Below are 25,241 nucleotides of genomic sequence, written 5' to 3' on the forward strand. Positions count from 1 at the left end.
GTTGATTTCTCCTTTTACTCCTTCGGGACTTTCTGCGCGCGTGGCTTCGCAAGCCAACTTGCTTATGTCGAAAACAATTATTGTCTCCAACCGTCTGCCCACCAAAGTGCTGCGCACTGACGACGGCCTTAGCTTTCAGCCCAGCGAGGGTGGGTTGGCCACGGGGTTGGGCTCCATCTACCGCGAGGGCGAAAACCTGTGGCTGGGATGGCCCGGCCTGTTTGTGCATGACGAGGCCGAGGAAGCCCACATTGCCGAGCAGCTGCGGGCCGATAACATGGCCGCGGTGTTTCTGACCGAAGACGAAATCCGGGACTTCTACGAGGGCTTCAGCAATTCCACGCTGTGGCCCACGTTCCACTATTTTACCGAATTTGCCACGTACCTCGACGAGCATTGGGCCGCCTACGTGGCCGTGAATGAAAAATTTTGCGCGGCCGTGCTGGAACACGCCGGGCCCGACGACATCATCTGGGTGCACGACTACCAGCTGCTGCTGCTGCCCGAGCTGCTGCGCCAGGCGCGGCCCCGGGCTACCATCGGCTTTTTCCTGCACATTCCGTTTCCGAGCTACGAGCTGATTCGGGTGCTGCCCTGGCGCACCGAGCTGCTGCGCGGCATGCTGGGGGCCGATTTGCTGGGCTTCCACACGTTTGGCTACATGCGGCACTTCCTCAGCGCGGTGTCGCAGCAGCTGGGCCTGCCCAACCAGAACGGGCAGATTGAAACGCCCAGCCACACGGTACGCGTCGACGCCTTTCCGATGGGCATCGACTACGAGCGCTACGCCACCGCGGCCGCGTCGGAAGAGGCGCGGAGCCACGTGGCGGCTTACCGCGAAGCCCTGCAGGACACGCGCATCATTCTCAGCATCGACCGGCTCGACTACACCAAGGGCATTCCGCAGCGCTTGCGGGCGTTTAACCAGCTCCTGGAGCGCTACCCCGAATGGCGCGGGCAGGTGAGCTTGATTATGGTGGTGGTGCCCTCGCGCGACCAGGTGGCGCAATACGCGTCGCTGAAGGAAGAAGTGGACGAGCTGGTGGGCCGCATCAACGCCCAGTACCGCACCATCAGCTGGAGCCCGGTGCACTATTTCTACCGCTCGTTTCCGCTAGCCGAGCTGGCGGCGCTCTACTCGATGGCCGACGTGGGCCTGGTGACGCCCCTGCGCGACGGCATGAACCTGGTGGCGAAGGAGTACGTGGCCTGCCGCCTCGACCGGCGCGGCGTGCTCATCCTCAGCGAGCGGGCCGGGGCGGCGCGCGAGCTGTCCGACGCCCTCATCATCAACCCCACCGATACGCGCCAGCTCACTGAGGCCCTGCACGATGCTCTGGTGATGTCCGACGACGAGCAGGAGCGCCGCATGCGGGCCATGCAGGCGCTGGTGCGGCGCTACAACGTGTTTTCGTGGACGCGCCTTTTTATGAACCAGCTGGCCTACACCAAGATGAAACAGGAAACCCTGGCCACGGCCACCCTCGACGAGTCGGCCACCGCCACGCTGCTGGCCGACTACCGCGTGGCTGAGCAGCGCTTGCTGCTGCTCGACTACGACGGCACGCTCGTGCCCTTCCACCCCGACCCCACCCGCGCCGCCCCCGACCCGGAGCTGCTGCACCTGCTGCGCGCCCTCACCAACAACCCCCAAAACCACGTGGTGGTGATTTCGGGCCGCGACCGCAACACGCTGCAGCAGTGGCTGGGCCACTTGCCGCTGCATTTCATTGCCGAGCACGGCGTGTGGCTGCGCGCCGCCGAAGCCGAAGAATGGCAGCTCTTCCAGCCCTTGCGCAACGACTGGAAGCGCGAGCTGCGCCCGGTGCTGGAGGTGTACGTGGCCCGCACGGCCGGCTCTTTCATCGAGGAGAAGGACTATTCGCTGGTGTGGCATTTCCGCCGTGCCGACGCCGAACTGGGGCCCGTGCGCGCCCGCGAGCTGCTCAGCCACCTGAGCTTCATCACGGCCAACACCGATTTGCAGGTGCTGGAAGGCAACAAGGTGCTCGAAATCAAAAACGCCGGCATCAACAAGGGCACGGCGGCGGTGCGCTGGCTGAGCCAGTACACGCCCGGTTTCACGCTGGCGCTGGGCGACGACCGCACCGACGAAGACACTTTTCGGGCCCTGCCGCCCGAGGCTTACACCGTGCGCGTGGGCTCGGCCCAGCACTCGGCCGCCCGCTTCCACCTGGCTTCGCCGGCCGAAGTGCGCCACTTGCTGCGCCAGCTGCTGGGGTGAGGGCGGCCGAAGAAATACCGCCGCACTGATTATTATCAGACCGGAGCATGATGGTTGTCAGGGTGAGAAAGGGGGCTTGCCGTCAGTTTTGCAGCTCGCCTTACTTCTTCTACACATGCTGAACTCCGTTGACTTCCTGCAATTGGTTTTTTGTGCTTCCACCCTCACGCCGGCGACTGGTGCTGGGTGGTGCGTCACGGCTACCCCGCCGGCCAGGCTGTCGGCGAAGAGGGCCTGGGGCTAAAGGGAACAGCTGGAGCGTGGCCAGGGCGTAAGTGCGGGAATTTTGCTGCAAATTCAGCCCATCCAATTCCCCAACTTCTTATGGTCAACCGTTTGTTTGCCGGCGCTGCGGTGCTGGTGTTGTGGCTCCTGAGTGCCTTTGCGCCGGTGCCCGGCAAGATTACCGTGTACCTCATCGGCGATTCCACCATGTCGGTGAAAGAGGTGAAAAATTACCCCGAAACTGGCTGGGGCATGCCCTTCGCTACTTTTTTCGACGAAACCGTGACGGTGGACAACCGCGCCCAAAACGGCCGCAGCACCAAAAGCTTCCTGGCCGAAAACCGCTGGCAGCCCGTGGCCAGCGCCTTGAAGGAAGGCGACTACGTGCTCATCCAGTTCGGGCACAACGACGAGGTGCCCACCAAGAAATCATACACTCCCGAAGCCGATTTCAAGGCCAACCTGGTGCGTTTTGTGGCAGAAACGCGGGCCCGCAAGGCCCAGCCGGTGCTCATCACGCCGGTGGCGCGGCGCAAGTTCGATGCCGCGGGCAAGGCGGAGGGCACGCACACCGTATACTCCGAAATTGTGCGGGCCACGGCCCGCGAGCAGCAGGTGCCCCTCATCGACCTCGACCGCGAAAGCCAGGCCCTGCTGCAGCAGTTTGGCGTGGAGAACTCGCGCCTGCTCTTCAACCAGCTGCTGCCCGGCGAACACCCCAACTACCCCGACGGCAAAGAGGACAACACCCACTTCAACGAGCTGGGGGCCCGTAAGATGGCCCAACTCGTGCTGGCCGACATCCGGGCCCTGCGGCTGGAGCTGGCGGGGCGCATTGTGCAGCGCGCGGCGGCCAAAACCGTGGACCCGCAGGCGCGTTAGCCGGCGGCGGAGCGCTGCCCATCGCGCAGTGGGAGGCACCATGCTTATTTTGAAGGCCGAGGCGTATCTTCCAGTGTTCGGGTTCCGCTTTTGCCCAACGTTCTATGTGCCATGCTGCCTCCTGACGCCACATTGCCCGCGCTCGATTATTTGCAGTACCAATTCCGGTCCGATTTGCAGGTGCTGGTGGGGCGGTGGCTGCGCCAGCCCACCGAGGCGGAGCTGCACGCCGGCTACCACCGCTTGCTGGACGTGGCCGAAGCCGTGGGCGCCCGCCTCTGGCTGGTAGATACCCGCCGCCGCGACCACGCCAGCCAGCAAAGCACCCCCTGGATGATGGAACACTTTCTGCCGTTGCTGCCGCCGCGGCTGGGCGGCCCCGTGCACCTAGCTTATCTATTTATGCCCACGCACCTGCACGAGCTCGAACACGATGCCGCCGTGCCGCCGCTCACGTACTTCGACGGTCGCCCGTACCACGTGGGGCGGTTTACGGAAGAGCAGGCCGCCATGCGGTGGCTGGCAGCGTACCAGGCGCAGCTGCAGTAAGCGCGGCGCTTATTTGAGGTTGGTGCTGCGGTGGTTGAGGCGCATCACTTGGCCCGCTTTTTTGCCGTGCTTGCGGAAGCGGGCATCGGGGGCAGGCGCCAGCACCAGGCGCGGCAGGGTGCAGTCGTCGAGGGCCACGTGCTGCAGGGTGTAGCCGGCGGCTTCCACGTCCAGTACCTGGCCCTCATACACGGGGTCGGAGAGCTGAAAGCGGCCCAGCGCATCGGTCACGTAGGTTTGGTGCGTGCCTTTGATAAGCAGGGTGGCGCCCACCAGGGGCTGGCCGTTGGGGTCGAACACCTGGCCGGTGATGGGCGCGCACATCAGGCGGGCCGGGCGGGCGGCGCTGCGGTCGGGCCGGTTCGAAAGGGCAATGCGCTCGGGAGCGCTGCCGGCGGACGACGGCCGGGAATCGGCGCTTTGCGCAAGTGCCGGCCGCACGCCGCACACCGTAATAACCGCCCAGGCGAGGAGAAAAAGGCGCATAAAAAACGGAATGGGTGAAAGGGAAAGGAACAAAACGCCGCGTGAGCAAGGCCAATGCATGGCTCTAACACGCAACACACTACGCTGGGGTTGCCCCCGGGCACACCGAAACCGGCCCGGGCCCGCGGCGCAGGTGTATGCGGCCGCAACAGGCCGGGTTCACGGCGCGTTCACCACGACGGTATTAAGTTGCTGATTCATCGGGAAGCCATGCTGAATGTAGTCAACTTGTTTTTTGCTCGCCGGCCGTCGCGGCCGGCGGTATTTCTGCTGAGCGGCGCCCTGCTGGCGGCCGGCCCCGGGCGGGCCCAAGGTTTGGTGGCCTTTCCGGGAGCCGAAGGGGCGGGCCGCTTCACCACCGGCGGGCGAGGCACGGCTGCCGTGCCCACCACTGTGCTGGAAGTTACGAATCTTTTGGACGACGGCCAACCCGGCAGCCTGCGCTACGCCGTGCAGCTGAGCACGGCCAAGGCCCCGGCGCGCACCATCGTGTTTCGGGTGTCGGGCACCATTCACTTGGTTTCGCCGCTCACCATCAGCAAGCCCAACACCACGCTGGCCGGCCAAACCGCGCCCGGCGACGGCATTTGCCTGGCCGACTACCCCGTGTCGGTGAAGGCCAACAACGTCATCGTGCGCTTTCTGCGGTTTCGGATGGGCGACAAAAACCAGAACCAGGGCTTCAAGGACGGCGCGGGGGGCGACGACGCCTTCGGCGGCACCCGCAACAGCCGCCTGATGGTGGACCATTGTTCAATGAGCTGGAGCACCGACGAGGCCCTGAGCGTGTACGAAGGCGACAGCACCACCCTGCAGTGGAACCTCATTGCCGAGCCGCTGAACTACTCCTACCACTACGAAAAGGGCGACACCGACTTCGAGCGCCACGGCTTCGGGGGCATCTGGGGCGGGCAGCATTCGTCGTTTCACCACAACTTGTTTGCCCATTGCAAAAACCGGACGCCGCGCTTCAACGGCAGCCGCTACACCCACCCGGCGGGCTTCGAGAACTGCGATTTCAGCAACAACGTCATCTACAACTGGGGCGAAAACAACGTGTACGCCGGCGAGGGCGGCAACTACAACATCGTGGGCAATTACTACAAGCCCGGCCCGAACACCAGCCCCCGCACCCAGGCCCAACTGCTGAATCCCTACAAGATTGACAAGGAAAAGGGCCGCCTGCCCTACGGCAAGTTTTACCTGGCCGGCAACTACGTGGACGGCGCCCCAGCCGTGACCGCCCACAACTGGCGCGGCGTGGTGATGAACGGCGGCACCGCCGCCGACACCGTGCAGGCCAAAGTCGAAACGCCGTTTGTGGTGGGCGGCAAGGTCGCCGTGCAGTCGGCCGGTGCGGCCTACGAGGCCGTGCTGCGCGGCGCCGGCGCCATTCGGCCCACCCGCGACACCCTCGACCAGCGCATTGTGCGCGAGGTGCGCACCCGCACCGGCACCGTCATCGACGTGCAGGGGCACTACCCGCACGGCACGCCCTACAGCGTGAGCCAGCGCGCCTGGCCCGTGCTGAAAACCGCCCCCGCGCCCGCCGACACCGACCACGACGGCATGCCCGACGCCTGGGAAAAAGCCCACGGCCTCAACCCCAACAACCCCGCCGACCGTGCCCAGCGCGCGCCCAACGGCTACCCCCAACTGGAAAACTACCTCAACAGCCTCGCGCTGGCCATGGCCGCGCCCGCGCCCGCTGCCAAGCCGGCGCTGCCCAAACCCGCCGCGCGCAAACCGGTAAAACCCGCCCCGAAGGCGAAGCAGCCCGGCGGAGCTAAGCGCTAGATAGCGCGCAGGCCGGGGGCTTCGCAGAACACGATGCGGTTGCCGAAGGGGTCGAGTACTTCCATTTCCATCACTCGCTCGCTCCAGGCGGCGGGTTGCAGCGTGGGCGGCGTGTACGCCTTGTTTCTGTCGAGCAGCTGGTTGTGGTAGGCCAGCAGGCCCCAGGTGAGGGCCCGCACCCGGGCGCCGGGGCAGCTGTCGTCGGGGTTGGTGCTGAGGTGAATGACCACGTCGCCGCGCGATACCTGCGCGTAGTCGTAGGGCTTCACCTGCTGGTGCTCCCAGTCGACGCGGAAGCCCAACCATCCGACATAAAATTCGAGGGCCGCGGCGTAGTCCAAAATCCGAAAAACGGGCGTGAGCATGCCGCAGAGGGAAGGAAGCGGAGGAAGCGAGTTGAGTATGAAAACGAAATATAACCTATTATGAGTTAAACCCTATTTTGCTGTAACTGTTTTGGGGCCAAGGGGGCGGCTCGGTATGGCCGGCGCGCGGCTACATTTAGCGCATGATATCTTCTGCCGAATACGACCGCCTCGACGGCCTGGCCATGGCCGCGCTGGTGCGCAGCGGCCAGCTCACGGCCGCCGAGCTGTGCGCCGCCGCCATTGCCCGCGCCGAAGCCGTGAATCCGCGCCTCAACGCCGTGGTGCATCCGCTCTACGAGCCCGCGCGGCAGCGGGCCGGGGCCGGGCTGCCGGCCGGGCCGTTTGGCGGCGTGCCGTTTCTGCTGAAGGATTTTGGGGCGCAGTACGCCGGGGCGCCGCACACCTCGGGCAGCCGGGCCCTGCGCGGCTTCACGCCCACCGAAGACGCCGAGCTGGTGCGCCGCTGGCAGGCGGCCGGCCTCAACATTCTGGGCAAAACTAACACGCCCGAGTTTGCCCTCATGGGCGTGACCGAGCCCCAGCTCTACGGCCCCGCCCGCAACCCCTGGCACCTGGGGCACACGCCCGGCGGCAGCAGCGGCGGGGCGGCGGCGGCAGTGGCGGCGGGTGTGGTGCCGGTGGCCGGCGCCGGCGATGGCGGCGGGTCTATTCGGATTCCGGCGGCGTGCTGCGGGCTGTTTGGGCTGAAACCCAGCCGGGGCCGCGTGCCCACCGGGCCCGAGCAAGGCGAAAAGTGGCAGGGCGCCGCCGTGGAGCACGTGCTCAGCCGCTCGGTGCGCGACAGCGCGGCCCTGCTCGACGCCACGCAGGGGCCCGATGCCGGCGCCCCGTACTTCCTGCCCGCGCCCGCCCGACCTTATCTGGAAGAGCTGCGCCGCGAGCCTGGCCGCCTGCGCATCGCCTTCAGCCTGGGCCACCCGCTGGGCCGCGCTGTGCACCCGGAGTGCGCCACGGCGGTGCGCGAAGCCGCCCACCTGCTCGAAAGCCTGGGCCACGAGGTGGCCGAAGTGCCGCTGCCCTTCGACGGCCGGGCCGTGGCGTCGGCGTTTCTGATGCTGTATTTCGGCGAAACCGGAGCCAGCATTGCGGCCCTGGCCAAGCACCTGGGCCGCCCCGCCCGGCCCGCCGACGTGGAGCCTACCACCTGGCTGCTGGGCTTGCTGGGCCGCACCTACTCCGCCGCCGATTTTGCTGCCGCCCGCCATACCTGGAACGACAGCGCCCGCCGCATGGGCCGCTTCCATCAGACCTACGACCTGCTGCTGACGCCCACGCTGGCCACGCCGCCCGTCCGCATCGGCGAGCTGCAGCCCAAACCCACCGAGCAAAAACTCCTGAAGCTGGTGAACACCTTCGGGCTGGGCGGCCTTATCCGCCGCTCGGGCCTGGTGGAAAAGCTGGCCGAACAAAGCCTCGAAAAAACGCCCTACACCCAAGTGGCCAACCTCACGGGCCAGCCCGCCATGTCGGTGCCCCTGCACTGGACGGCCGATGGCCTGCCCTGCGGCGTGCAGTTCATTGCCCCATTGGGTGCCGAAGACGTGCTGTTTCGACTGGCCGGGCAGCTGGAGCAGGCCCGGCCGTGGTTTGACAAGCGGCCGCCGCTGTGTGATTAATCTTCAACCGCTTAGTTGCGGCTGACATTCCAGTTAAAGCAGGCGGTGGATTACCTTTGGTTGCTATGAAAAACGCCATCAACACTTTGCGCATTCAGAACTTCAAGTCGATAAAAGACGTGGCAATGCAGCCCCGGCGCGTAAACCTAATCATTGGCCAGCCGAACGTGGGCAAATCGAATATTCTGGAGGCCATGAGCTTGCTGGGGGCAGGGCTTTATGAGCGCGGTGCGAAGTTCATGGATACAACTGTGCGTTATGAGACAACATCAAATCTGTTTTACGATAATGATACAAGCCAGCCAATTTTAGTAAACTCATCCAATGGACTGGCAATACTTCAGACGCAGAGTGTAGATGGGACATCATATCATTTTATATCTACATCCAATCAAATCATAAGCTCTTATAAACAAATTATTCAGTCTTCTAACCTGCGGTATGGTTATGGATATAATGTTGAAAATGCCGAATTAAAGGACTTGCTGCGAATGAAAGAGAGTCAGGAGGCAGATATAAAAGAAGCAATAGACGCTGTATATAGAAATTACACTCAAAAAAAAGCCTATTTTTCCAGTTACCGAATTCAGGAGGACGGTGGCAGTTCTCAACTTGGAACTTCTTATGCTCCATCAGATGAACTCCCTAGGACCTACAAATACCATCCCAAACAGAACCATAATTCTGTAGCTGGGGGTTTCTTAGAACCACCTCTTGGAAGAAATTTGTCAAATGTTATTCAGCGTAATCCTGAATTGCGAAAGGAAATAGCGGCACTATTTAAGCCTTATGGACTTAGTCTTGTGTTACGAGTAGCTGAGCGGAAATTTGAAATTCAAAAACAGGTTGACGACCTTATTTATAATTACCCTTATTCTAGCATTGCCGACACCCTCCAGCGCATCATTTTTTACCTAGCTGCCATTGAGAGTAACAACGACGCGGTGATTTTGCTGGAAGAGCCAGAGGCGCATTCCTATCCGTTGTATGTATCGATGCTGGGGCGGCGCATGGTGGAGAGCCGCAGTAACCAGTTTTTCGTGGCCACGCACAGTCCATACCTCATCACCGAAATCTTGGAACAGATGCTGCCTGACGAAGAGCAGGCGTCAGAACTGGCCATTTTTGTAGCCTATTATGAGGACTACCAAACCAAGGTGAAACAGCTCAGCGACGAAGATGTGCGTGCCATCCGGGCCGATGGTTTGGATGTGTTTTACAATATGGACCGATTCATCCCCAGTGCCTACAATGACTGAGCACGCGCTGTTCGTACCCGAGTGTTGGGCTGATACGGCGTTGATACACTCTCTACTAGTAACGCCCAACAATCACCTTATGGTTAGCCACGCCCAAGGCATTGGCAATGTGGGTAACATTCTTGAAGACAAAAAAGGGCAACGCCAAGGCCGTCGGCTAGTGGGTATAGTTGACCGGGACAAGAAATTTCACGAGCAGCCCTATTTGGCACAGTTCACGCTGGTGGTTGGCGGTGGTAAGGGTCCAACGGATACGCACTGTATCTACCAGCATCCTGAGCGTACTGACCAGTACATAATTGTGCTCAATCCGGCCTGCGACCTGTGGCTGCTAAAAGCTGCCCGGCAGGCCCAGTTGCCCTTGGATGAGATGGGCGTCCCGACGGAGCTTGAATCGTTCAAAGATTTTAGCAAGCAAAATGGTGTGACAAAGAACCCCAAGATGCGGGAGCTTCTCTGGCGTATTCAGCAAGCACGCCCACCCATGTATCGTGAACTAGCGGAATTCGTGGCGAGCATCATGGACATTGCTCCACCCCGATATCTTTAGAAAAGTGTCACTAAATGATGAACTTGGACTATGCGGACGCCGAGACGCGAATACGCGTCTCTACTTCTTCACCACGCTGATGCTGCCGTTGCGCTCCAGGCACACGGCTTCGGTTTCGGCCAATGAGGCCACGTTGGCGCTGTCGCGGATGCCTTCCAACAGGTCGTTGTGGGTGAGGTTGTGCTGGGCGAGGGCCTCGCTGCGGGGCTGGCCGTGCTCGGCCAGCAGCACGGCATCGCCCTTCACCAGGCGGCTCACGGCCTCGCTGTGGAAGGAGGCCCAGGCCAGCAGCCGGTGCAGGCCCACCAGCACCAGCCCGGCCAGCAGCATGCCCCCAAACGGCGACGCCGCCACCACGTGCACGCGGCCACGGGAGTGGGGCACGTGGGCAGGCATTTCATGCAGCGAAGGAACCATGGAAGAGAGGCGACTGGCGGCGCCAGAATTTCCTCTAGGACGGCTACTGTTGCGCAGATGTTGCTACGGCGCAGCTTGCCCCGTGCGAATAAAAAAAGGGCCCGGCCATGTGGCCGGGCCCTTTTCAGGTCTCTGTGCTTGGGCTTACCGCTGCACGCTCACCTTGGTGCTGAAGGTGCCTTCGGTGGTGGTCACGCGCACCACGTAGATGCCCGTGGCCAGGGTGCCGGTGTTCAGCTCCACGCCGTTTTGCTGCAGTTGGGCGGCTGGCACCGATACGGTGCGCAGCACGGTCTTGCCGAGCAGGTCGAGCAGGGTGACCTGCACGGGGGCGGTGCTGGCAAGCTGCGCGCGCACCGTGAGCTGGTTCTGGGCCGGGTTGGGATAAGCTTCCAGGGCCGAGCTGACCACGGCGCCGTTCTTGCTGGCCAGGGCCAGGGCGCGCACGCCGGGGGGGAGGTTGAAGCCCTGCACAACGCCCGTCACCTTGGGTTGGCCGTTCACCCGGTCGCCCTGCCGGGCGTCGTAGCCCATGCCGCGGCGCGCAAACACGTTCCAGATGAGGTCAGCATTGGCGGCGCGGTTGGTCAGGGAGTCGGCGCGCAGCAGGGCGTCGCGGCCGTCGAGGAAGCCGGGGTTGCACACCTGCAGCTTGCAGCCATCCAGCACCAGCTTCAGGGCCTTGTTGTTGCCGCCGTTGGTGCTCAGGAAATCAGTCTCGTAGCCGTAGCGGTAGATGAACTGCCAGTTCAAATCCCACAGCACGGTGGCCCACACTTCGCCCACGTCGTGCGTTTCCTGGTACTTGCCCGTGCCCGTGCCCAGTTGGCCGTAGGTGTAGTTGTTGGCCGAAAAATTGGTGGTGTAGGGCTTGGCGCGGAAACCGGGGCCCACGGCGTAGGGGTTGCCGTTGTCGTAGGTGGCCATGTAGCGGTTGGTCGAGCCGATGTCGCCGGGGCGGGTGGTCATCCAGAGCGCGAAAAAGTCGCTCCAGCCTTCGCCCATGGTTTGGTTGCCGGTGGCCGAGTTGAGGCAGCTGGAGTTGGCCGGGCCGCCGGTGAGGCGGTTGCTGATGCCGTGGCCGAACTCGTGCGACACCACGCCGTTGTCGAACGAGCCGTCGAAATCCGGGCCCAGCGTGGCGTTCACGTTGAGCACGTTGCCGGCCTGCAGGGCCGCGCGCAGCCGGAAGCCGTCGGCCCCGCTGATGAAGATGGCCGGAATGCGAATGCCCACCGTGTCGGTGCCGCCGAAATTGACCAGGTTGGTGGTCGTGCCCAGCGAGTCGAACACGATGACGGCGGTGGCGCCGTTGTCCTGCGCCCGCTTCACTTTGGGCGCAAAGGTGTTGTTAGCGCGCGGGTTGAGCGTGGTGAGCTGCGGGCAGCCGCCGCGCTGAATGAAGGCCACGTTGCCGGCCACGGCCGCCGCGTTCACAAAGGGCGACGCGCAGCCGTGGGCGCCGTTGTCGGCCGAAACGCCGTCGTTCACCAGCACCAGCCGGCCCGCCACGGGCTTTTTGGTGAGGCGCGGGCCAAATGCCACCGTGGCAAAGCGGTAGCCGCCGTTGGCGCTGGCCGCGCCCGTCACCGTGAGGGTGTTGGCGCCGGTGTTGTCAAACAGGTACATCTGCATGCGGCCGGGGCTGCCGTCCACGGGCGTCGAGAAGTTGGCGTTGTTGCGGCCGCTGCCGTCCTGCGACTCGGCCCGCACGAAGTCGTTGCCGAGGCCCTGGCCGGTGATGTTTTTGTATTGAAAGTTGCCCGACACTTCGTTGAACCCCTTGCTCATCATCACGTCGTGGAGCATGTTGTTCCAGTAGAACAGGTTCGTGATGCCGGCGGCCAAGTTGCCGGGGTCGCGCGGCCCCAGGGCCGGGTTGAAGGGGAAGTCGAAGTCGCGGGTAGGCCCGCCGTCGGGGGAGTTGGTGGTCGACGACACGTTGCCGTTGCCCGACGTCAGGGTCACGTTGTCGTCGTAGGCGGCCACGTTGTTGCCGCGCGTCAGCTGCTTGCCGGTCGAGAGAAAGGAATAGGTATCGGCGAAAAACCCGCTCGGGGCGCGGCTGTCGCCCACCTGCCAGCCGTAGGGCGAATACAGCGGGTTGGCGGCGCTGAAGGGCACCACCACGCGGGGCGACAGGTCGGGGCTCTCAAACGGCACCGGAATCACGGTCAGGCTATTGGCCGCGCCGGTGGTGCCTTTAGCGCCTTTCGCGGCCTGCGCCGTGGCGGGGGCCGTGGCCTGGGCGGTGGGCACAAACGCGCGGCGCTTCTGCGCCGCGGCCACGTGCTGGCGGAAGGTGGCCAGCTCGCTCACCACGTAGTCGTTGCGGTCGAGCAGGCGGCCGGTGTGGGCGTCTACGCGGGCGTTCCAGTGGTGCTGCTGGTCGAGCTGGGCAATGGTCACGTTCCACACCAGCACCAGCTTGTCGCCTTCGCGCAGGTACATCAGCCGCACCGGAATGTTTTCTTCCGAGATGCCGGCCTTGTTGAACACAATGCCGTCGGCGGCGCGGCCTTCCACCACGCGGGCCAGGCCCACCGGGCGGGGCAGCTCCAGCGCCTTGGCGGCGGCGGCCACGGCCTGCTCGGCCGAGAGGCCCGGCGTAGCCGAAGGGGCCGCGGCCGCGGCGTCGGCCAGAAATTCGTGGTTGAAGAACACCACCTTGCCGCTGCGGTCGGTGTGCACGGCCCCGTTGGCGTTGAACACCGTCAGGCCGTTCACCCGCTGCTGCAGGTAGGTGTGGGTGAGGCCCGTGCCGGCATCGAAGTAGGAGCTGGTCACGGTGGGGCTGGCCACGTCGGCCGCCGTGAGGTGGCTCTTGGGCTGCGCCTGGGCTTTGGCCGAGAACGAAGCCAGGGCCTGCGCCAGCGGCGTGGCCTCCTGCGCCAGGGCCAGCCCCGGCACGGCCAGGGCAATGGCCAGCGCCAGGGCACGGTAGCCCGAATTAGTAGGAATTGCGGTCATTAGAGTAGTGGGATGAGAAAAAAGAAAGGCTTGAAAACCAGAATTATTTAACAATGCTCAGCTGGCTGGTCAGGTGCTCGTCGCCGTTGCGCACCTGCAGGTAGTAGATGCCGGGCGCGAGGCCGCTCAGGTCGAGCTTGTTGGTGTAGTTGTCGCGGGCCGAACCCGTGTACACGCGCTGGCCCAGCGTATTGGTCACCTGCACGCCGAGGCCGGCGCCGGCGTTGGCACCGTGAATTTCGAGGTCGAACAGGCCCGTGGCCGAGGGGTTGGGAAACACGCTCACGGCGCGCAGCAGCGCTTCCGAGCTGGCGCTGATGGCCGTGGCCGTCACCGCAATGTCGTCGATGTACAGGTTGCCTTGGTTGGCCGTGCTGTTCACGTGGAAGCCCACGTACTGCGTGCCCGCGCCCAGCGGCAGCAGGGCCACCACCGGCGTGGAAGTGCCGTTGGCCAGCGCGTAGTTGGTGTTGGTGATGGCCGCGTTGCTGAACAGCAGGTTGGTTTGAGCCGCTACGGTGGGCGCCGTGCCCGATTTCACTTCCAGGCTTTCGGTGTAGTCGGAGGGACTGTTGGCAATGCCCTCGCCGCGGTAGCGGAAGGCCACCTGGTAGCGCGAAGTGCCCAGCAGCGTGAGCGGCGGCGTGAAAAACCAGTCGTCGGCCGCCACGTTGTTCAGCACCAGGCCGCGGTAGCGCATGCTGTTGGTGCCGGAGTTGGGGTTCACGTTCGACACGGCCCAGGTGGTCGCGTCGTTGTTGGCGTTGAGCACCGTGATGCCGCAGGGCAGCGTCTGGCCGGGCAGCACCGTGTCGAAGTTCTGGGCGTAGGGGAAGGCCGATACCGCCGGGTTGGGGTTGCAGAGCGTGGCAAAGCTCACCACCGGCGCAAAGCTGCTGGTGCCGCCCGCCGAGCAGACGCTGCGCACGTACACCTGGTACACCGTGGCCGGGTTCATATTGGTGAGCGCAACGGGCGAGGCCGTGACGGGCAGCGAGGTGCCCCCGGCAACGGGGTTGAAGCCCGTGGGGCCGTACACCAGCTCATAGCTGGCTGCGCCCGTGGCCGGGGGCGTAAACGTAACCGTGGCCCCCGTGGCGCCGATGTTGCTCACCGCTACCGCCGTGGGCGCCGCGCAGTTGGGCACCGTGGTGCCAAACTCAATGGCAAACCGGGCCTTGGGCGTGGCCGTGGCAAAGTCGTTCCACACCGCGCCGTCGGTGGTGAAGTAGAAGGTGGCCGGGCGGATGGGATTTTCCACCTGGTAGGCAATGGCCATGTTGGTGGCGCTGGTTTCCTTCACCCCGATGAAGAAAGAAGCCGGCACCGCCACATTCGGCACAGGGATGGTCACGGCGCCGCCCGCCGACGTCCGGTTCTGCGTGGCCGAGGTGTAGAGCACCTGCCCGGGCAGCCCGCCCGCCGCCGTGGCGTCGTAAATCACCACCTGGTAGGGGGCCGTGTTCACGGCCGTGCCGGTGGTGGGATTGAACGTCACCACCACGTCGCTCAGCACCGTGGCCGCCGGCAGCGTGTATTTCGACGCGAAAATGGCGTTGCCCGCGCCCACGCCCAGCGTGAGCGGCTGGGCCGGGTCGGTATAGGAAATGCGGTTGGTGGTCACCAGCTGGCCGTACGTGGCCGAGTTGTTGGCGGTGTTGCCGTCGGCCGGCAGCGTCACGGTCACGGCGTTGGTGCCGGGCACGAGGGTGGCGGGGTAGGCGGCAAACGTGACCGTGGCCGACGCCCCCACCGCCAGCGAGGCAATGCGCTTGGTGTCGGTGAAGGTGTTGGCGCCCGTCACGTTCAGAGCCACGTCCAGGTTGGTTTGGGCCGTGAGGCCGGAGTTGGTAATCACGGCGCGCACGGCGTGGGGCAAGGCCCCGGGGCTGGCAATCTTGCCCAGCGTATAAATGGCCGCTACCCCGGCGTCGCTGTTGGGCGTGGGGGCAAAGCGGTAGGTGCGGCCGGCGTCGGGCAGCGCGGTCTGGCGAATGTTGTGGCCGTTGCCGGTGAGGCGGTCCAGGTAGGGGCCCGGGGCAAACACCGCCGTCGACCACAGCCCAGTGGAGCCCTTCGTGGCCACCAGCGAGGCCGTGGGCGTGGCGCCCTTCAGCCCCACCGCGGCGTATTTGGGATTGTCGGTGCCCGTGCCGGCCGTGGCCGCGCCGTACACAAACTCCACCGTGTTGGTGGTTTCGTAGAGCTTTACTTGGAAGGAGAAGTTGGCGTATTGCGTGGTAATCACCGTGGCAATGCTGCCGGAGGTGGCCTGCGGCTTGTCGGCCACGTTTTTCCACTGAATGGTGCACACCCGGTTGGGCGCCGTGCCGGTGGTGGCCACGCGGTATTCGGTGCCGCCTGCCGTGCCAGCAAACAGGTCGAGGTTGAACGGCGCAATCAGGTTCACGTCGGCCGCGTTGGTGCCCGAGATGGGGCCCAGCTCCGGCGTTTGGGCATAGGTTGGAAACGCGGCGGCCGACGACGGCGCGGCGCTGCCCAGCCGCAGCAGGCCGTTGGTGTTTAGCACGAATTCGGTGAAGGCCGTGCCGTTGAACGTGAACGTAAAGCCGATGGGCGTCGCGGCCGAGTTGGCGTCGTCGGTGTTGGCCGTGGCAATGGCCGCGCTGCCGGCCACGGCGCTGACATCGGCGTAGGTGCCGGCCACGTTGGCCGCCGTGGTCGCGGTGTAGTTGAGAGCCTGCGCCTGGGCAGCCAGCGCGGTGCCGCCGGCCAGCAACGCTACCAGCCCGGCTTTCTGTACGCCACGAACCCAGGTGGAGTGGGGGTAGGAATTGGTCATGAAAAAGAAAGAGATGAATGAATTGGGCCAGGCCCGGCTTCCTGCATTTGGAAACTGCCTTAAAAATACGCTGCTAAGACGGCAGTATTTTCATTAAAAATTCACAATCACTAAATATTGCACGAGCAATTGCCTCGATTATTGAAAAAATAGAAATCGGGCATTATTTAGGTTGCTGGCTCTTTGCCGGCTGAGCCCGGGCATGAAAAAGCCCCGCCTGCAGGAGCAGACGGGGCTTTTTGGCCCGGTGAAACCGGACGCGGCCTATTTGCCGAACACCTCGTTGAGCATGCCCGCCAGCCGGATGCCGGCTTTCAGAATCTGGTCTTCGACGGTGGGCCCGAAAGTGGGGTAGAAGTGCCAGTCGAACTTGGGGTTGGTGATGGCCGCGGCGTACACTGGTGTACACAGCTGGTACGACTCAAACAGCCAGGCTGTGGGGTCGTCTTGCTGCCACTGCTTCACCTGGGCGGAGGTAGCATGGTCGTAAGCCGAGGCCATTTCCGTGAACGTGAAGCCGGGGTATTCCACCAAGTCGCCGTCCCAGATGCTGTGCAGGTTGGTGTCGCGCCCGCGCCAGCTCACCGGAATGCCGTTGCCGCCCTTGTCTTCGAGGTGGCCCAGGTGCAGGGGCTGGTGCACGTCGCCCACCAAGTGAATGAGAAACTTGAGGGCAATGCGCTTTTCCTCGGTCGTCTTTTTGGGGTCTTTCAGGTCCTGACGCATCTGCAGCAGGGCGGCGTAGGCGTTGGTGGGCAGAGCCGGCGCCGGGGCCACCGTGCCCTTGAGCTGGGCAGTGAAAGCGGCGTAGTCGAGGCCGGTGGGCACGTTCACGTAGTGCCACGGGGCCGTGTCCTTGAACTGCGGGTCGTTGCGCAGCTCATCGGCCCAGGTGCTCACCAAGGGCATGGTTTCGCGGCCCAGAATGCGGGCAATTTCGCGCTTGGCTGTGGTTGATAAGTGGTTTTCGGCAATGCGCGCCACGGCCCGGTGGCCCATTGCGCCCCAGGCCAACAGGCTAAAAGGAGCACAGCACAAGGCCAGTAGCACAACACATTTTTTGAACATGAGAAAAAGGGGAGGGAATAAGTGAAACAAGCCAGTGAAAAATGCCGACGGCAGCAAATAGCCTGCAAAGCTAGTGTCCCGCTGGCGCCGTGGGCGCGTTTCCGCGGCGGCACCCGCCAAGCCCGTGCCTGGCCGCAACCCAAATCCTGTTCAGCAGTAAATTTGATGCCCTCAATTTGTCGCGCTTTCTCCCGCCCCATGCAACTGCAATCCATCGTCGACTTGCCGCAGCTCGCCATCGGCTACGACGCGGACAACGAATGGCTGTATGTGGACTGGAAGGGCGAGCACGACCCCGACACTTCGCAGGCCTGCTGCCTGCTCATGCTCGAAAGCCTGCGGGCCTGGCCCTGCTCCAAAATCCTCAACGACAACTCCAACATCATTCGCACCACCATGCAGCTGCGTGAGTGGAGCATGTGGTGGCTGGAGCAAATGCGGGAGGCGGGCCTGCAGCACCTGGCCTGGGTGCTGCCGCGCCACCTGATTTCTCGCGAGGGAACCGAAGCCGCGGTGCGCGTCATTGCCCGCCCGCACGTGGCCACGTTCGACGACGTGGCCTCGGCCTACGTATGGCTGCAGCAGCGGCCCCCTGTGCAGCCCTGTCCCCTCGGCAGCTAAATAAGGGGGCGCGGTCCCGTGTTCTCCTCGCCCGGCCTATGTACACCAACCCCGTCCTTGACGACAATTTTCCCGACCCCACCATCATTCGCGCCGCCGATGGCTGGTACTACGCCTACGGCACCCAAACCAAGCGGGCTGGCGTCATCATCAATCTGCAGGTGGCGCGGTCGTCGGATTTGGTGAACTGGGACTACCTCGGCGAAGGCCTGCCCGAAAAACCCGTGTGGGCCCGGCACAGCCAGAAAATCTGGGCGCCCCACGTGAGCGAGCACGGCGGCCGCTTCTACCTCTACTACTCGGCCCGGCCCGACGGCGCCGACTACCTCAGCCTGGCCGTGGCCGTGGCCGACCGCCCCGCCGGCCCGTTTCGCGACAGCGGCCAGCCCTTTCTGCCCGGCCCCGGCTTCACCTGCATCGACCCCATGGCCTTCGACGACCCCGCCACCGGTCAGCGGCTGCTGTACTGGGGCTCGGGGTTCGGCCCCATCTGGGTGCGCGAGCTGGCCGAGGACCGGCTCAGCTTCCTGCCCGGCAGCGAGGCCCGCGCCGTGGTGTACCCCAGCGCGAGCGACGACCCCGCCGACTACCACCGCCTGGTGGAAGCGGCCTGGGTGCACTACCGCGACGGCTGGTACTACCTCTTCTTCTCGGGCGACAACTGCTGTGGGGCCAATGCCCACTACGCCGTGCTGGTGGCCCGCGCCCGCCACGCCACCGGCCCGTTCGAAACCTACGCCGAAGCCAGCGCCGACCCCCTCACCGCCTTGCTGGCCGCCAATGCCCACTGGCACGCCCCCGGCCACAACTGCGTGGTGACCGACGCCGCCGGCCACGACTGGCTGGCCTACCACGCCATCGACCCGCGCCAGCCCACCTTCGACGCCATCGACGACTCGGAGGGGTACTCGCGCCGCGTGCTGCTCCTCGACCGCCTCACCTATGCCGATGGCTGGCCCGTGGTGGCCGGCGGTTCGCCCTCGTGGCAGCCGCAGCCGCCGCCCGTGGGGCAATAGTTGGCCTTGTTCCGGGCGGGGCCAAGTCGCTGGCGGCCGCTTTCTCGTATCTTGGGCTGCTCGATAATTCTTCGCTTATGCTGGTTTCGTTACCGTTTTTTCGTGGGGCCGGCCTGTGCCTGGCCCTGGTGCTGAGTCTGGAGTGGCTGGGCGTGGGTGCGGCTCGCGCCCAGGCGCCCGCCCCGGACCTGCACTGCCTCATGCTGCCCCTGGCGCCGGAGCAGCGCGCCCGGCAGTCGGAGTTGGTGGTGGAGGCGCAGGTGCTCGACGCCCAAAGCTTCTGGGATGCGCCGCACACGCGGCTGTTCACGCGCCACCGGCTGCGGGTGTTTTCGCTGCTTAAAGGCCAGGCGGCCGACACCGCCGGCCTGGTCCTCATCACCGAAGGCGGCCGCCTGGGGCTCGACCAGCAGGTGCTCACCAATACCCTGCGCCTGACGCCCGGCCAACAAGGCATTCTGTTTTTGCAGCGGGCCCCGTGGGCCGGCCTGGGCGTGGCAGGCCGCGCCTTCACGACCTACGGCAGCGAACAAGGCTTCATCGCCTTCAATGCCGAGGAGCAAACCGCGGCCGAGCCCTTCCGCGCCTATCCGGCGCTGGACGCGGCTTTCTTCGCCGAAATGACGCGCTACACCGGGCAGAAGCGCTTGGTGCTGCAGGCCCGCCCAGTTGCGGCGCCCCGGTCAGTCCCCGCTCGGCGCACCACCGCCGCCACCATCGCCAGCTTCTCGCCCCTGAGCCTGCCGGCCGGGGCGGGGGCCGTGCTCAGCATTGTGGGCGATGGCTTCGGCAACAGCCGCGGCACAGGCTTCGTGGAATTTCGCAACGCCGACGACGGCGGTGCCACCCGCGTGAAAGCCCGCGACGCCGACTACGTGAGCTGGAGCAATACCCTCATTCAGGTGAAAGTGCCTTCGGCCGCCAACGGGGGCTCGCCCGTGAGCAACGGCCACCCGGCCGGTTCCGGCACCATCCGCGTCACCACTGCCGACCAGTCGAGCGTAGAAAGCACGCGCACGCTCACCGTCATCTACGCCCTCAGCAACGTGGAAAGCACCGACGGCACCCTGCTGCAGCGCCCCAACCACGTGGTTCTGAACGCCCGCGGCGGCATCAGCTTCCGTTTCGGGCCCAATTTTGTGGCCAACGCCGCGGTCTCGGCCGCCTGGCAGCGGGCACTGGCCACTTGGCGCTGCCAGACCGGCATGAACTGGGACGTAGACGCCCCCGCCACCACCAACAGCGTGGCCGAAGACGGCCAGAACGTGGTGGCCTTTGATGCCGGCGCCGAACTGCCCACCTCGGTGCTGGGCCGCACCTCCAGCTACTACCGCGGCTGCTACGCGCCCAACGGCGAGGTGGTGTTTTGGGTGAAGGAAATCGACATGCAATTCGACGACGGCGCCAACTTTCAGTTTGGGCCGGCGCCGCCCATTGGCTCGTTGCGCCAAATTGACTTTGAGTCAGTGGCCGTGCACGAGCTGGGCCACGCCCACCAGCTCAACCACCTCAACCTGCCCGGCGCCATCATGCACTACGCCGTGTCGTTTGGGCAACTGTCGCGCAGCCTTAATCCGGCGAGCGACGTGGCCGGCGGGCGCCAGGTGTTGCGCGTGCGCAGCTTCCGGCCCCTGGGCTGTGGCGGGCCGGCGCTGTTGCCCGCGCCGCTCACCGGCTTTGCGGCCCAATACGCCGCCGGCACGGGCGTCACCCTGACGTGGGCCACCCGCGACGAATGCTTCCTCAGCGGCTTTGTGGTGGAGCGCAGCACCTCCGGCGACACCACCGCCTGGGAGCGGCTGGGCACCGTGGCCAACCGCGCGCCCGGCGGCCCCTACCAGTTTGTGGATGCCAGCGTGCCCAGCGGCTTGCTCTACTACCGGCTGCGCCTGCAGCGGCCCGATGGCACGCTCGACAACGCGCCTGTCATTTTGCTCAGCACCGACGGCGCCAACGCCAGCGTTTCGGTTTTTCCCAACCCCGTGACCGGCGACCAGCTGCGCGTGCAATACCCCGCTGCCGCCGATGGCGTCGTGACGTTCCGCGTGTTCGACCGGGTGGGCCGGCGCGTGCGCACCTCGGTGCTCAGCCTGTCGGCGGGCCTCAACGTGGTGCCGCTCACCATTACGGGGCTGGCGCCGGGGCTCTACGTGCTGCTTTGGCAAGACGCGCAAGGCAAAACCGGCACCAGCAAATTCGTGCGTTACTGACGCTGCCGCCGGCACAGCCCCTTGGTGTTAGAAGCCGCGCCCCACTGGCCGTGCTGCTTCGGCCGCAGCGGGTGCCACGGCGTAGCTGGCCAGTTGGCTTTCGTCGAGGTTGCCGTTGTACCAATCCTGCTCGATGGTGGCGCCCAGCTTCTGGTAGAAGCCGATGGCGGGCTCGTTCCAGTTCAGCACTTGCCACTTTAGGCGCACGGCGCCGGTGGCGCGGGCCTCGGCCACCACGGCGTCGAACAGCAATCGGCCTAGGCCGCCGCGCCGCGCCGATTCCGTCACCACCAAGTCTTCCAGGTACAGCATGCGGCCTTTCCAGGTCGAGTAGGCGGTGTAGAACAACGCCAGCCCGATGATTTCGGCCGCGTCGTTTTCGAGCACGAAGAACCCGAAGATGGGCGCCGGCCCGAAGCCGTCGCGCTGCATGGCCGCGAGCGTGTTGGTCACGGCCTCCGGGGCGCGCTCGTACAGGGCCAGCTCGTGAATCAGGCCCAGCACCTGGGGCAAATCGGCTTCGACGCCGCGACGGATGGTGTAGTTATCAGTGGCCAAAGCAGGAAGATTGAAAGGGTAAGAAAAAGCCGCGAACAAAAAATGAGCAATGAAAAACGCCGCAGGCGGCATCATTCATTGCTCACTGTCTCAGCAGCAAAAAGCCAGATTACATCTGGGGCTGCATCTTTTTGATGTCTTCGGTGGCATTCACCGAGTTCAGTTCGCGGTATTGCTCGGGCTGCTTGGCACCTTTGGTGGTGTCGGGCGCGGCGGGCAGGGGCGGCAGCTCGGTGGTGGCGATGTCATCGTCGCCCTCGGTGGCCGAAGGACCGCAGGACGGCAGCGTGAACGACAGCAGGGCAGCGGCCAGCAGGCCGGGGAGGAGCGTTTTTTTCATGTGTGGGGAAACGAATGCGGGCGCAAGTTACGCACGGAGTGCGGCTTGCCATACGGAAATATCGCGGGCAAGGCGGTGGCATTGGCTAACAAAAACGGCGGATATTTGCCTGCCCATGCCTGTTTCCCTTTCCGTCGTCATCATCACTTTCAACGAAGAAGCCAACATTGCCCGTTGCCTGCAGGCGCTGGGCAACGTGGCCGACGACGTGCTGGTAGTCGATTCTTTTTCCACGGATACTACCGTCGACATCTGCCACCAGCACGGCGCCCGCGTCATCCAGCACGCCTTTGCAGGCTACGTGGAGCAGAAAAACTACGCCACCAGCCAGGCCCGGTTCGACCACGTGCTGCAGCTCGACGCCGACGAGGTGCTGACCGAGGAGCTGCGCCAGTCCATTCGCGCTGCCAAGGCCGATTGGCAGCACGCGGCCTACTCATTGGCCCGCCTCACCAACTACTGCGGCCACTGGGTGCGCCACGGCGGCTGGTACCCCGACCGCAAGCTGCGCCTTTACGACCGCCGCCTGGGCCGCTGGACCGGCCTGCTCCTGCACGAGCGGTACGAAGTAGACGCCGGCCAAACCACCGGCCACCTCGCCGGCGACGCCCTGCACTATAGCTACCACAGCATCGCGCAGCACGTCAGCCAGCTCAACAAGTTCACCAGCATCACGGCCCAGGAGCTGGCTCTGCGCGGCAAAACCAGCGTTGGCCTGTTTCACCTGCTGCTCAAGCCGCTCTGGAAGTTCGTGCATGGCTACTTTTTCCGGCTGGGCCTGCTCGACGGCTTCGCCGGCCTGTGCATTGCCGGCATCTCGGCCTGGGGCGTGTTCCTGAAATTTGCCAAGCTCAAAACCCGCACCGAAAGCGCCGAAGCATGAGCCAGACCTTCCTCGTGTCCCGCACCGATGCCATCGGCGACGTGGTGCTCACGCTGCCGGTCTGCGGGCAGCTCAAGCAGCTGTTTCCGGGCTGTCGGGTGGTGCTCATCGGGCGCACCTACACGGCGCCCGTGGCGGCGGCCTGCCCCTGGGTCGATGATTTTCTGAACCTCGACGAGCTGCTGAAGGTGCCGGAGGCGGAGCAAATAGCGGCCCTGCAGCGTCAGGAAGCTGCCGCCATCGTTCACGTTTTCCCCAACAAGCTGCTGGCGCGCCTGGCCCAGAAGGCCAAGATTCCGGTCCGCATTGGCACGCGCAACCGTTGGCGCCACTGGCTCACCTGCAACCGGCTGGTGGCCCTCAGCCGTCGCCACTCGCCCCTGCACGAAGCCCAACTCAACCTGCAGTTGCTCCAGCCCCTGGGCCTTCGGGGCACGCCGCCGCTGGCCGAAGTGGCCAAGCTGGTGCGCCTGCAGGCCATCGAGCCACTGGCCAACCACTGGCACCAGTTGCTACAGCAGCGCCGGCCCGGCCAGCTCAACGTCATTCTGCACCCGCGCAGCCGGGGCAGCGCCCGCGAGTGGGGCCTCGATAATTTCGGCCAATTGGCTCAGCTGCTGCACCGGGCCGGCCACCGCGTCTTTGTCACGGGCACGGCGGCCGAAGGGGAGGAGTTGGCCGGTTGGCTTCGGCAAAACAATGCTTTTTTGGCCGCCGACCTCACCGGCCAGCTGGACCTGCCGCAGCTTCTGGCTTTCATTGCCGCCGCCGATGGGCTGGTGGCCGGCAGCACCGGGCCGCTGCACCTGGCCGCCGCGCTCGGCCGCCACGCGCTGGGCCTGTACCCGCCCATCCGGCCCATGCACCCCGGTCGCTGGGGGCCGCTGGGGCCGCACGCCGCGTTCCTCGTATTCGACAAGCCCAATTGCGAGGACTGCCGCACGCAGCCCGCCGCCTGCACCTGCATACGGGCGGTGGCGGCGGCGGCCGTGGCGGCGCAGGTGGCCGCGTGGCCCCCTTTGCCCAGCGGATAAATACTGCTCTTTGTCGATATTCTGCGGGCGGTTCGTCCACTTAGTTTGCCAGTTCCGGACCGGATTGCAACCTAGCGAGAGCTGCTATCCGTACATCGGGCAGGGCCTGTGCTGCCCGAGGGTGTGCCGTGCAGTAGTTTTTCTGCTCCACGGTGCGGCTCGGCGGGTAGTTTTGTGCCCGTGTCGAGCAACCCGGCCACCCGCCCATCCGAGTTGCTAATTCAGCTCCATTTGTCCTAATCCTTTATTCTTTCGTAGGTTTCGGCCTACAATTTCCCCCGCCCACCTGTATGAGCGATTCTCCCGAACGGGTCAAACTGAGCAAAGAGGAAAAAGACCGGCGCTTCCAGGCCGAGCTCATGCCCGTGCTCGACCCGCTCTACAATTTTGCCTACCGGCTCACCCTCGACGAGGACGACGCCAACGACCTCGTGCAGGAAACCTACCTCAAGGCGTACCGCTTTTTCGAGTACTTCGAGCCCGGCACCAACGCCAAGGCGTGGCTTTTCCGCATTCTCAAGAATTCGTTCATCAACGACTTCCGCAAGAAGAGCAAGCAGCCCGCCAAAGTCGACTACAGTGAGATTGAAGGCTATTACAACCCCGACGACGTAGAAGCCGAGGGCGAAATTGGAGCCTCGTCGTCCGACATGCGCCAGCAGTCGGCCCGCGACCTGATTGGCGACGAAGTGGCCAGCGCGCTAAATTCTTTGCCGGTTGATTTTCGCACCGTCATCATCCTCTGCGACCTCGAAGGCTTTACCTACGAGGAAATGGCCAAAGTGCTTGATATTCCGATTGGTACCGTGCGTTCGCGCCTGCACCGGGCCCGTAACTTCCTCAAGGATAAGCTGGAGAAATACGCCCAATCAATGGGATATGGCAATGACGCAATTGACGACGAAACGGAACTAACCGACTCCGAAAATAATTAACCCTCCCAGCAAGAGTACATACTCGGTAGCTCGGCTGCATTTCGTTGTCTTTCACCTTCTTTCGCGTATTTTCGTTATGAACCCATCTGCTACTACACAAACCAAAATGTCGGCCCCCGTTGCGGCTACCCCTGACAACGGCCCCGACTGCGAACGCGTGAATACTGTACTCGACCAACTCATCGAAGGCCAGCCCGTGACCGCGGAAGACGAGGATTACCTCTACGACCACGCGACCGACTGCTCGCCCTGCTTCGACGACATCGAGAAGCAACGCATCTTCATCTCCTTTCTGAAGCAACGCGTGCCTTCTCCCGCCACTCCCGCCACCCTGCACGAGTCCATTTTGGCGCGCGTAGGGGCCGTGGTGGCCTAATACCGGCGCCAA

22 protein-coding genes are annotated in these 25,241 nt (G+C 64.4%); 14 read left to right on the top strand and 8 right to left on the bottom strand.

The window, feature by feature from the left end:
* Window positions 1–64 precede the first annotated feature (64 nt).
* The 3 genes from IC234_RS13830 to IC234_RS13840 all read left to right on the top strand — a co-directional run bounded on the left by IC234_RS13830 (window position 65) and on the right by IC234_RS13840 (window position 3,901).
* Window positions 65–2,245 (top strand): bifunctional alpha,alpha-trehalose-phosphate synthase (UDP-forming)/trehalose-phosphatase, encoded by a 2,181-nt coding sequence (locus IC234_RS13830; RefSeq protein ID WP_190925589.1) that lies wholly within the window; start codon window positions 65–67, stop codon window positions 2,243–2,245.
* Window positions 2,246–2,569: 324 nt separating this feature from the next.
* Entirely contained in the window at window positions 2,570–3,352 is a 783-nt protein-coding gene (locus IC234_RS13835) for a rhamnogalacturonan acetylesterase (protein WP_190925591.1), read from the top strand.
* A gap of 111 nt (window positions 3,353–3,463) precedes the next feature.
* Window positions 3,464–3,901, top strand: a complete 438-nt coding sequence (locus tag IC234_RS13840; RefSeq protein WP_190925593.1) for a hypothetical protein — start codon at window positions 3,464–3,466, stop codon at window positions 3,899–3,901.
* Window positions 3,902–3,910: 9 nt separating this feature from the next.
* Here IC234_RS13840 and IC234_RS13845 read toward each other — a convergent pair whose 3' ends face one another.
* Window positions 3,911–4,387, bottom strand: coding sequence for a carboxypeptidase-like regulatory domain-containing protein (locus IC234_RS13845; RefSeq protein WP_190925595.1), 477 nt, complete (start codon window positions 4,385–4,387; stop codon window positions 3,911–3,913).
* A gap of 210 nt (window positions 4,388–4,597) precedes the next feature.
* Between IC234_RS13845 and IC234_RS13850 the strand changes: the two genes are divergently transcribed.
* Window positions 4,598–6,184 (top strand): pectate lyase, encoded by a 1,587-nt coding sequence (locus IC234_RS13850; RefSeq protein ID WP_190925597.1) that lies wholly within the window; start codon window positions 4,598–4,600, stop codon window positions 6,182–6,184.
* Here the strand turns inward: IC234_RS13850 and IC234_RS13855 are convergent.
* Window positions 6,181–6,549, bottom strand: coding sequence for a glyoxalase superfamily protein (locus IC234_RS13855; protein ID WP_190925599.1), 369 nt, complete (start codon window positions 6,547–6,549; stop codon window positions 6,181–6,183). The genes IC234_RS13850 and IC234_RS13855 overlap by 4 nt on opposite strands.
* A gap of 143 nt (window positions 6,550–6,692) precedes the next feature.
* Here IC234_RS13855 and IC234_RS13860 point away from each other — a divergent pair, with 143 nt between their 5' ends.
* From IC234_RS13860 to IC234_RS13870, 3 genes are all read left to right on the top strand, one after another.
* Complete coding sequence (locus IC234_RS13860; RefSeq protein ID WP_190925602.1) at window positions 6,693–8,189, top strand: amidase; 1,497 nt, start codon at window positions 6,693–6,695, stop codon at window positions 8,187–8,189.
* Window positions 8,190–8,254: 65 nt separating this feature from the next.
* On the top strand, window positions 8,255–9,448 hold the full coding sequence (locus tag IC234_RS13865) for an AAA family ATPase (protein WP_190925604.1): 1,194 nt from the start codon (window positions 8,255–8,257) through the stop codon (window positions 9,446–9,448).
* A 79-nt stretch (window positions 9,449–9,527) separates the two neighbouring features.
* The gene (locus tag IC234_RS13870) at window positions 9,528–9,998 is read left to right on the top strand and encodes a hypothetical protein (RefSeq protein WP_190925606.1); all 471 of its coding nucleotides are present in this window, start codon (window positions 9,528–9,530) and stop codon (window positions 9,996–9,998) included.
* Between the two features lie 60 nt (window positions 9,999–10,058).
* Here the strand turns inward: IC234_RS13870 and IC234_RS13875 are convergent, their stop codons facing one another.
* The 4 genes from IC234_RS13875 to IC234_RS13890 all read right to left on the bottom strand — a co-directional run bounded on the left by IC234_RS13875 (window position 10,059) and on the right by IC234_RS13890 (window position 17,256).
* On the bottom strand, window positions 10,059–10,382 hold the full coding sequence (locus IC234_RS13875; RefSeq protein ID WP_317173381.1) for a YetF domain-containing protein: 324 nt from the start codon (window positions 10,380–10,382) through the stop codon (window positions 10,059–10,061).
* A gap of 177 nt (window positions 10,383–10,559) precedes the next feature.
* Window positions 10,560–13,385 (bottom strand): M36 family metallopeptidase, encoded by a 2,826-nt coding sequence (locus IC234_RS13880; RefSeq protein WP_190925611.1) that lies wholly within the window; start codon window positions 13,383–13,385, stop codon window positions 10,560–10,562.
* Between the two features lie 43 nt (window positions 13,386–13,428).
* A complete protein-coding gene (locus IC234_RS13885; protein ID WP_190925613.1) occupies window positions 13,429–16,188 on the bottom strand; it encodes a T9SS type A sorting domain-containing protein in 2,760 nt (919 codons plus the stop codon).
* Between the two features lie 264 nt (window positions 16,189–16,452).
* Entirely contained in the window at window positions 16,453–17,256 is an 804-nt protein-coding gene (locus tag IC234_RS13890; RefSeq protein WP_190925615.1) for a S1/P1 nuclease, read from the bottom strand.
* 198 nt (window positions 17,257–17,454) lie between these two features.
* Between IC234_RS13890 and IC234_RS13895 the strand changes: the two genes are divergently transcribed.
* From IC234_RS13895 to IC234_RS13905, 3 genes are all read left to right on the top strand, one after another.
* A complete protein-coding gene (locus IC234_RS13895; protein WP_190925618.1) occupies window positions 17,455–17,877 on the top strand; it encodes a hypothetical protein in 423 nt (140 codons plus the stop codon).
* A 38-nt stretch (window positions 17,878–17,915) separates the two neighbouring features.
* On the top strand, window positions 17,916–18,893 hold the full coding sequence (locus IC234_RS13900; protein ID WP_190925620.1) for a glycoside hydrolase family 43 protein: 978 nt from the start codon (window positions 17,916–17,918) through the stop codon (window positions 18,891–18,893).
* 77 nt (window positions 18,894–18,970) lie between these two features.
* Window positions 18,971–21,103 (top strand): IPT/TIG domain-containing protein, encoded by a 2,133-nt coding sequence (locus IC234_RS13905; RefSeq protein ID WP_190925622.1) that lies wholly within the window; start codon window positions 18,971–18,973, stop codon window positions 21,101–21,103.
* A gap of 27 nt (window positions 21,104–21,130) precedes the next feature.
* Here the strand turns inward: IC234_RS13905 and IC234_RS13910 are convergent, their stop codons facing one another.
* A complete protein-coding gene (locus tag IC234_RS13910) occupies window positions 21,131–21,661 on the bottom strand; it encodes a GNAT family N-acetyltransferase (protein WP_223827675.1) in 531 nt (176 codons plus the stop codon).
* Window positions 21,662–21,770: 109 nt separating this feature from the next.
* Window positions 21,771–22,001, bottom strand: a complete 231-nt coding sequence (locus tag IC234_RS13915; RefSeq protein ID WP_190925624.1) for a hypothetical protein — start codon at window positions 21,999–22,001, stop codon at window positions 21,771–21,773.
* A 115-nt stretch (window positions 22,002–22,116) separates the two neighbouring features.
* Between IC234_RS13915 and IC234_RS13920 the strand changes: the two genes are divergently transcribed.
* From IC234_RS13920 to IC234_RS13935, 4 genes are all read left to right on the top strand, one after another.
* Window positions 22,117–22,884, top strand: coding sequence for a glycosyltransferase family 2 protein (locus tag IC234_RS13920; RefSeq protein WP_190925626.1), 768 nt, complete (start codon window positions 22,117–22,119; stop codon window positions 22,882–22,884).
* Window positions 22,881–23,918, top strand: coding sequence for a glycosyltransferase family 9 protein (locus tag IC234_RS13925; RefSeq protein ID WP_190925628.1), 1,038 nt, complete (start codon window positions 22,881–22,883; stop codon window positions 23,916–23,918). The genes IC234_RS13920 and IC234_RS13925 overlap by 4 nt, the downstream gene beginning before the upstream one ends.
* A gap of 290 nt (window positions 23,919–24,208) precedes the next feature.
* Complete coding sequence (locus IC234_RS13930; protein WP_190925630.1) at window positions 24,209–24,853, top strand: sigma-70 family RNA polymerase sigma factor; 645 nt, start codon at window positions 24,209–24,211, stop codon at window positions 24,851–24,853.
* A gap of 106 nt (window positions 24,854–24,959) precedes the next feature.
* Window positions 24,960–25,229, top strand: a complete 270-nt coding sequence (locus tag IC234_RS13935; protein ID WP_190925632.1) for a hypothetical protein — start codon at window positions 24,960–24,962, stop codon at window positions 25,227–25,229.
* The last annotated feature ends 12 nt before the right edge of the window (window positions 25,230–25,241 follow it).

Origin of the sequence: Hymenobacter armeniacus (assembly GCF_014699055.1) — a bacterium.
Lineage (GTDB): Bacteria > Bacteroidota > Bacteroidia > Cytophagales > Hymenobacteraceae > Hymenobacter > Hymenobacter armeniacus.

Coding starts and splice junctions, on each gene's coding strand:
- IC234_RS13830 (WP_190925589.1), top strand. CDS start 65: ATGTCGAAAACAATTATTGTCTCCAACCGTCTGCCCACCAAAGTGCTG.
- IC234_RS13835 (WP_190925591.1), top strand. CDS start 2,570: ATGGTCAACCGTTTGTTTGCCGGCGCTGCGGTGCTGGTGTTGTGGCTC.
- IC234_RS13840 (WP_190925593.1), top strand. CDS start 3,464: ATGCTGCCTCCTGACGCCACATTGCCCGCGCTCGATTATTTGCAGTAC.
- IC234_RS13845 (WP_190925595.1), bottom strand. CDS start 4,387: ATGCGCCTTTTTCTCCTCGCCTGGGCGGTTATTACGGTGTGCGGCGTG.
- IC234_RS13850 (WP_190925597.1), top strand. CDS start 4,598: ATGCTGAATGTAGTCAACTTGTTTTTTGCTCGCCGGCCGTCGCGGCCG.
- IC234_RS13855 (WP_190925599.1), bottom strand. CDS start 6,549: ATGCTCACGCCCGTTTTTCGGATTTTGGACTACGCCGCGGCCCTCGAA.
- IC234_RS13860 (WP_190925602.1), top strand. CDS start 6,693: ATGATATCTTCTGCCGAATACGACCGCCTCGACGGCCTGGCCATGGCC.
- IC234_RS13865 (WP_190925604.1), top strand. CDS start 8,255: ATGAAAAACGCCATCAACACTTTGCGCATTCAGAACTTCAAGTCGATA.
- IC234_RS13870 (WP_190925606.1), top strand. CDS start 9,528: ATGGTTAGCCACGCCCAAGGCATTGGCAATGTGGGTAACATTCTTGAA.
- IC234_RS13880 (WP_190925611.1), bottom strand. CDS start 13,385: ATGACCGCAATTCCTACTAATTCGGGCTACCGTGCCCTGGCGCTGGCC.
- IC234_RS13885 (WP_190925613.1), bottom strand. CDS start 16,188: ATGACCAATTCCTACCCCCACTCCACCTGGGTTCGTGGCGTACAGAAA.
- IC234_RS13890 (WP_190925615.1), bottom strand. CDS start 17,256: ATGTTCAAAAAATGTGTTGTGCTACTGGCCTTGTGCTGTGCTCCTTTT.
- IC234_RS13895 (WP_190925618.1), top strand. CDS start 17,455: ATGCAACTGCAATCCATCGTCGACTTGCCGCAGCTCGCCATCGGCTAC.
- IC234_RS13900 (WP_190925620.1), top strand. CDS start 17,916: ATGTACACCAACCCCGTCCTTGACGACAATTTTCCCGACCCCACCATC.
- IC234_RS13905 (WP_190925622.1), top strand. CDS start 18,971: ATGCTGGTTTCGTTACCGTTTTTTCGTGGGGCCGGCCTGTGCCTGGCC.
- IC234_RS13915 (WP_190925624.1), bottom strand. CDS start 22,001: ATGAAAAAAACGCTCCTCCCCGGCCTGCTGGCCGCTGCCCTGCTGTCG.
- IC234_RS13920 (WP_190925626.1), top strand. CDS start 22,117: ATGCCTGTTTCCCTTTCCGTCGTCATCATCACTTTCAACGAAGAAGCC.
- IC234_RS13925 (WP_190925628.1), top strand. CDS start 22,881: ATGAGCCAGACCTTCCTCGTGTCCCGCACCGATGCCATCGGCGACGTG.
- IC234_RS13930 (WP_190925630.1), top strand. CDS start 24,209: ATGAGCGATTCTCCCGAACGGGTCAAACTGAGCAAAGAGGAAAAAGAC.
- IC234_RS13935 (WP_190925632.1), top strand. CDS start 24,960: ATGTCGGCCCCCGTTGCGGCTACCCCTGACAACGGCCCCGACTGCGAA.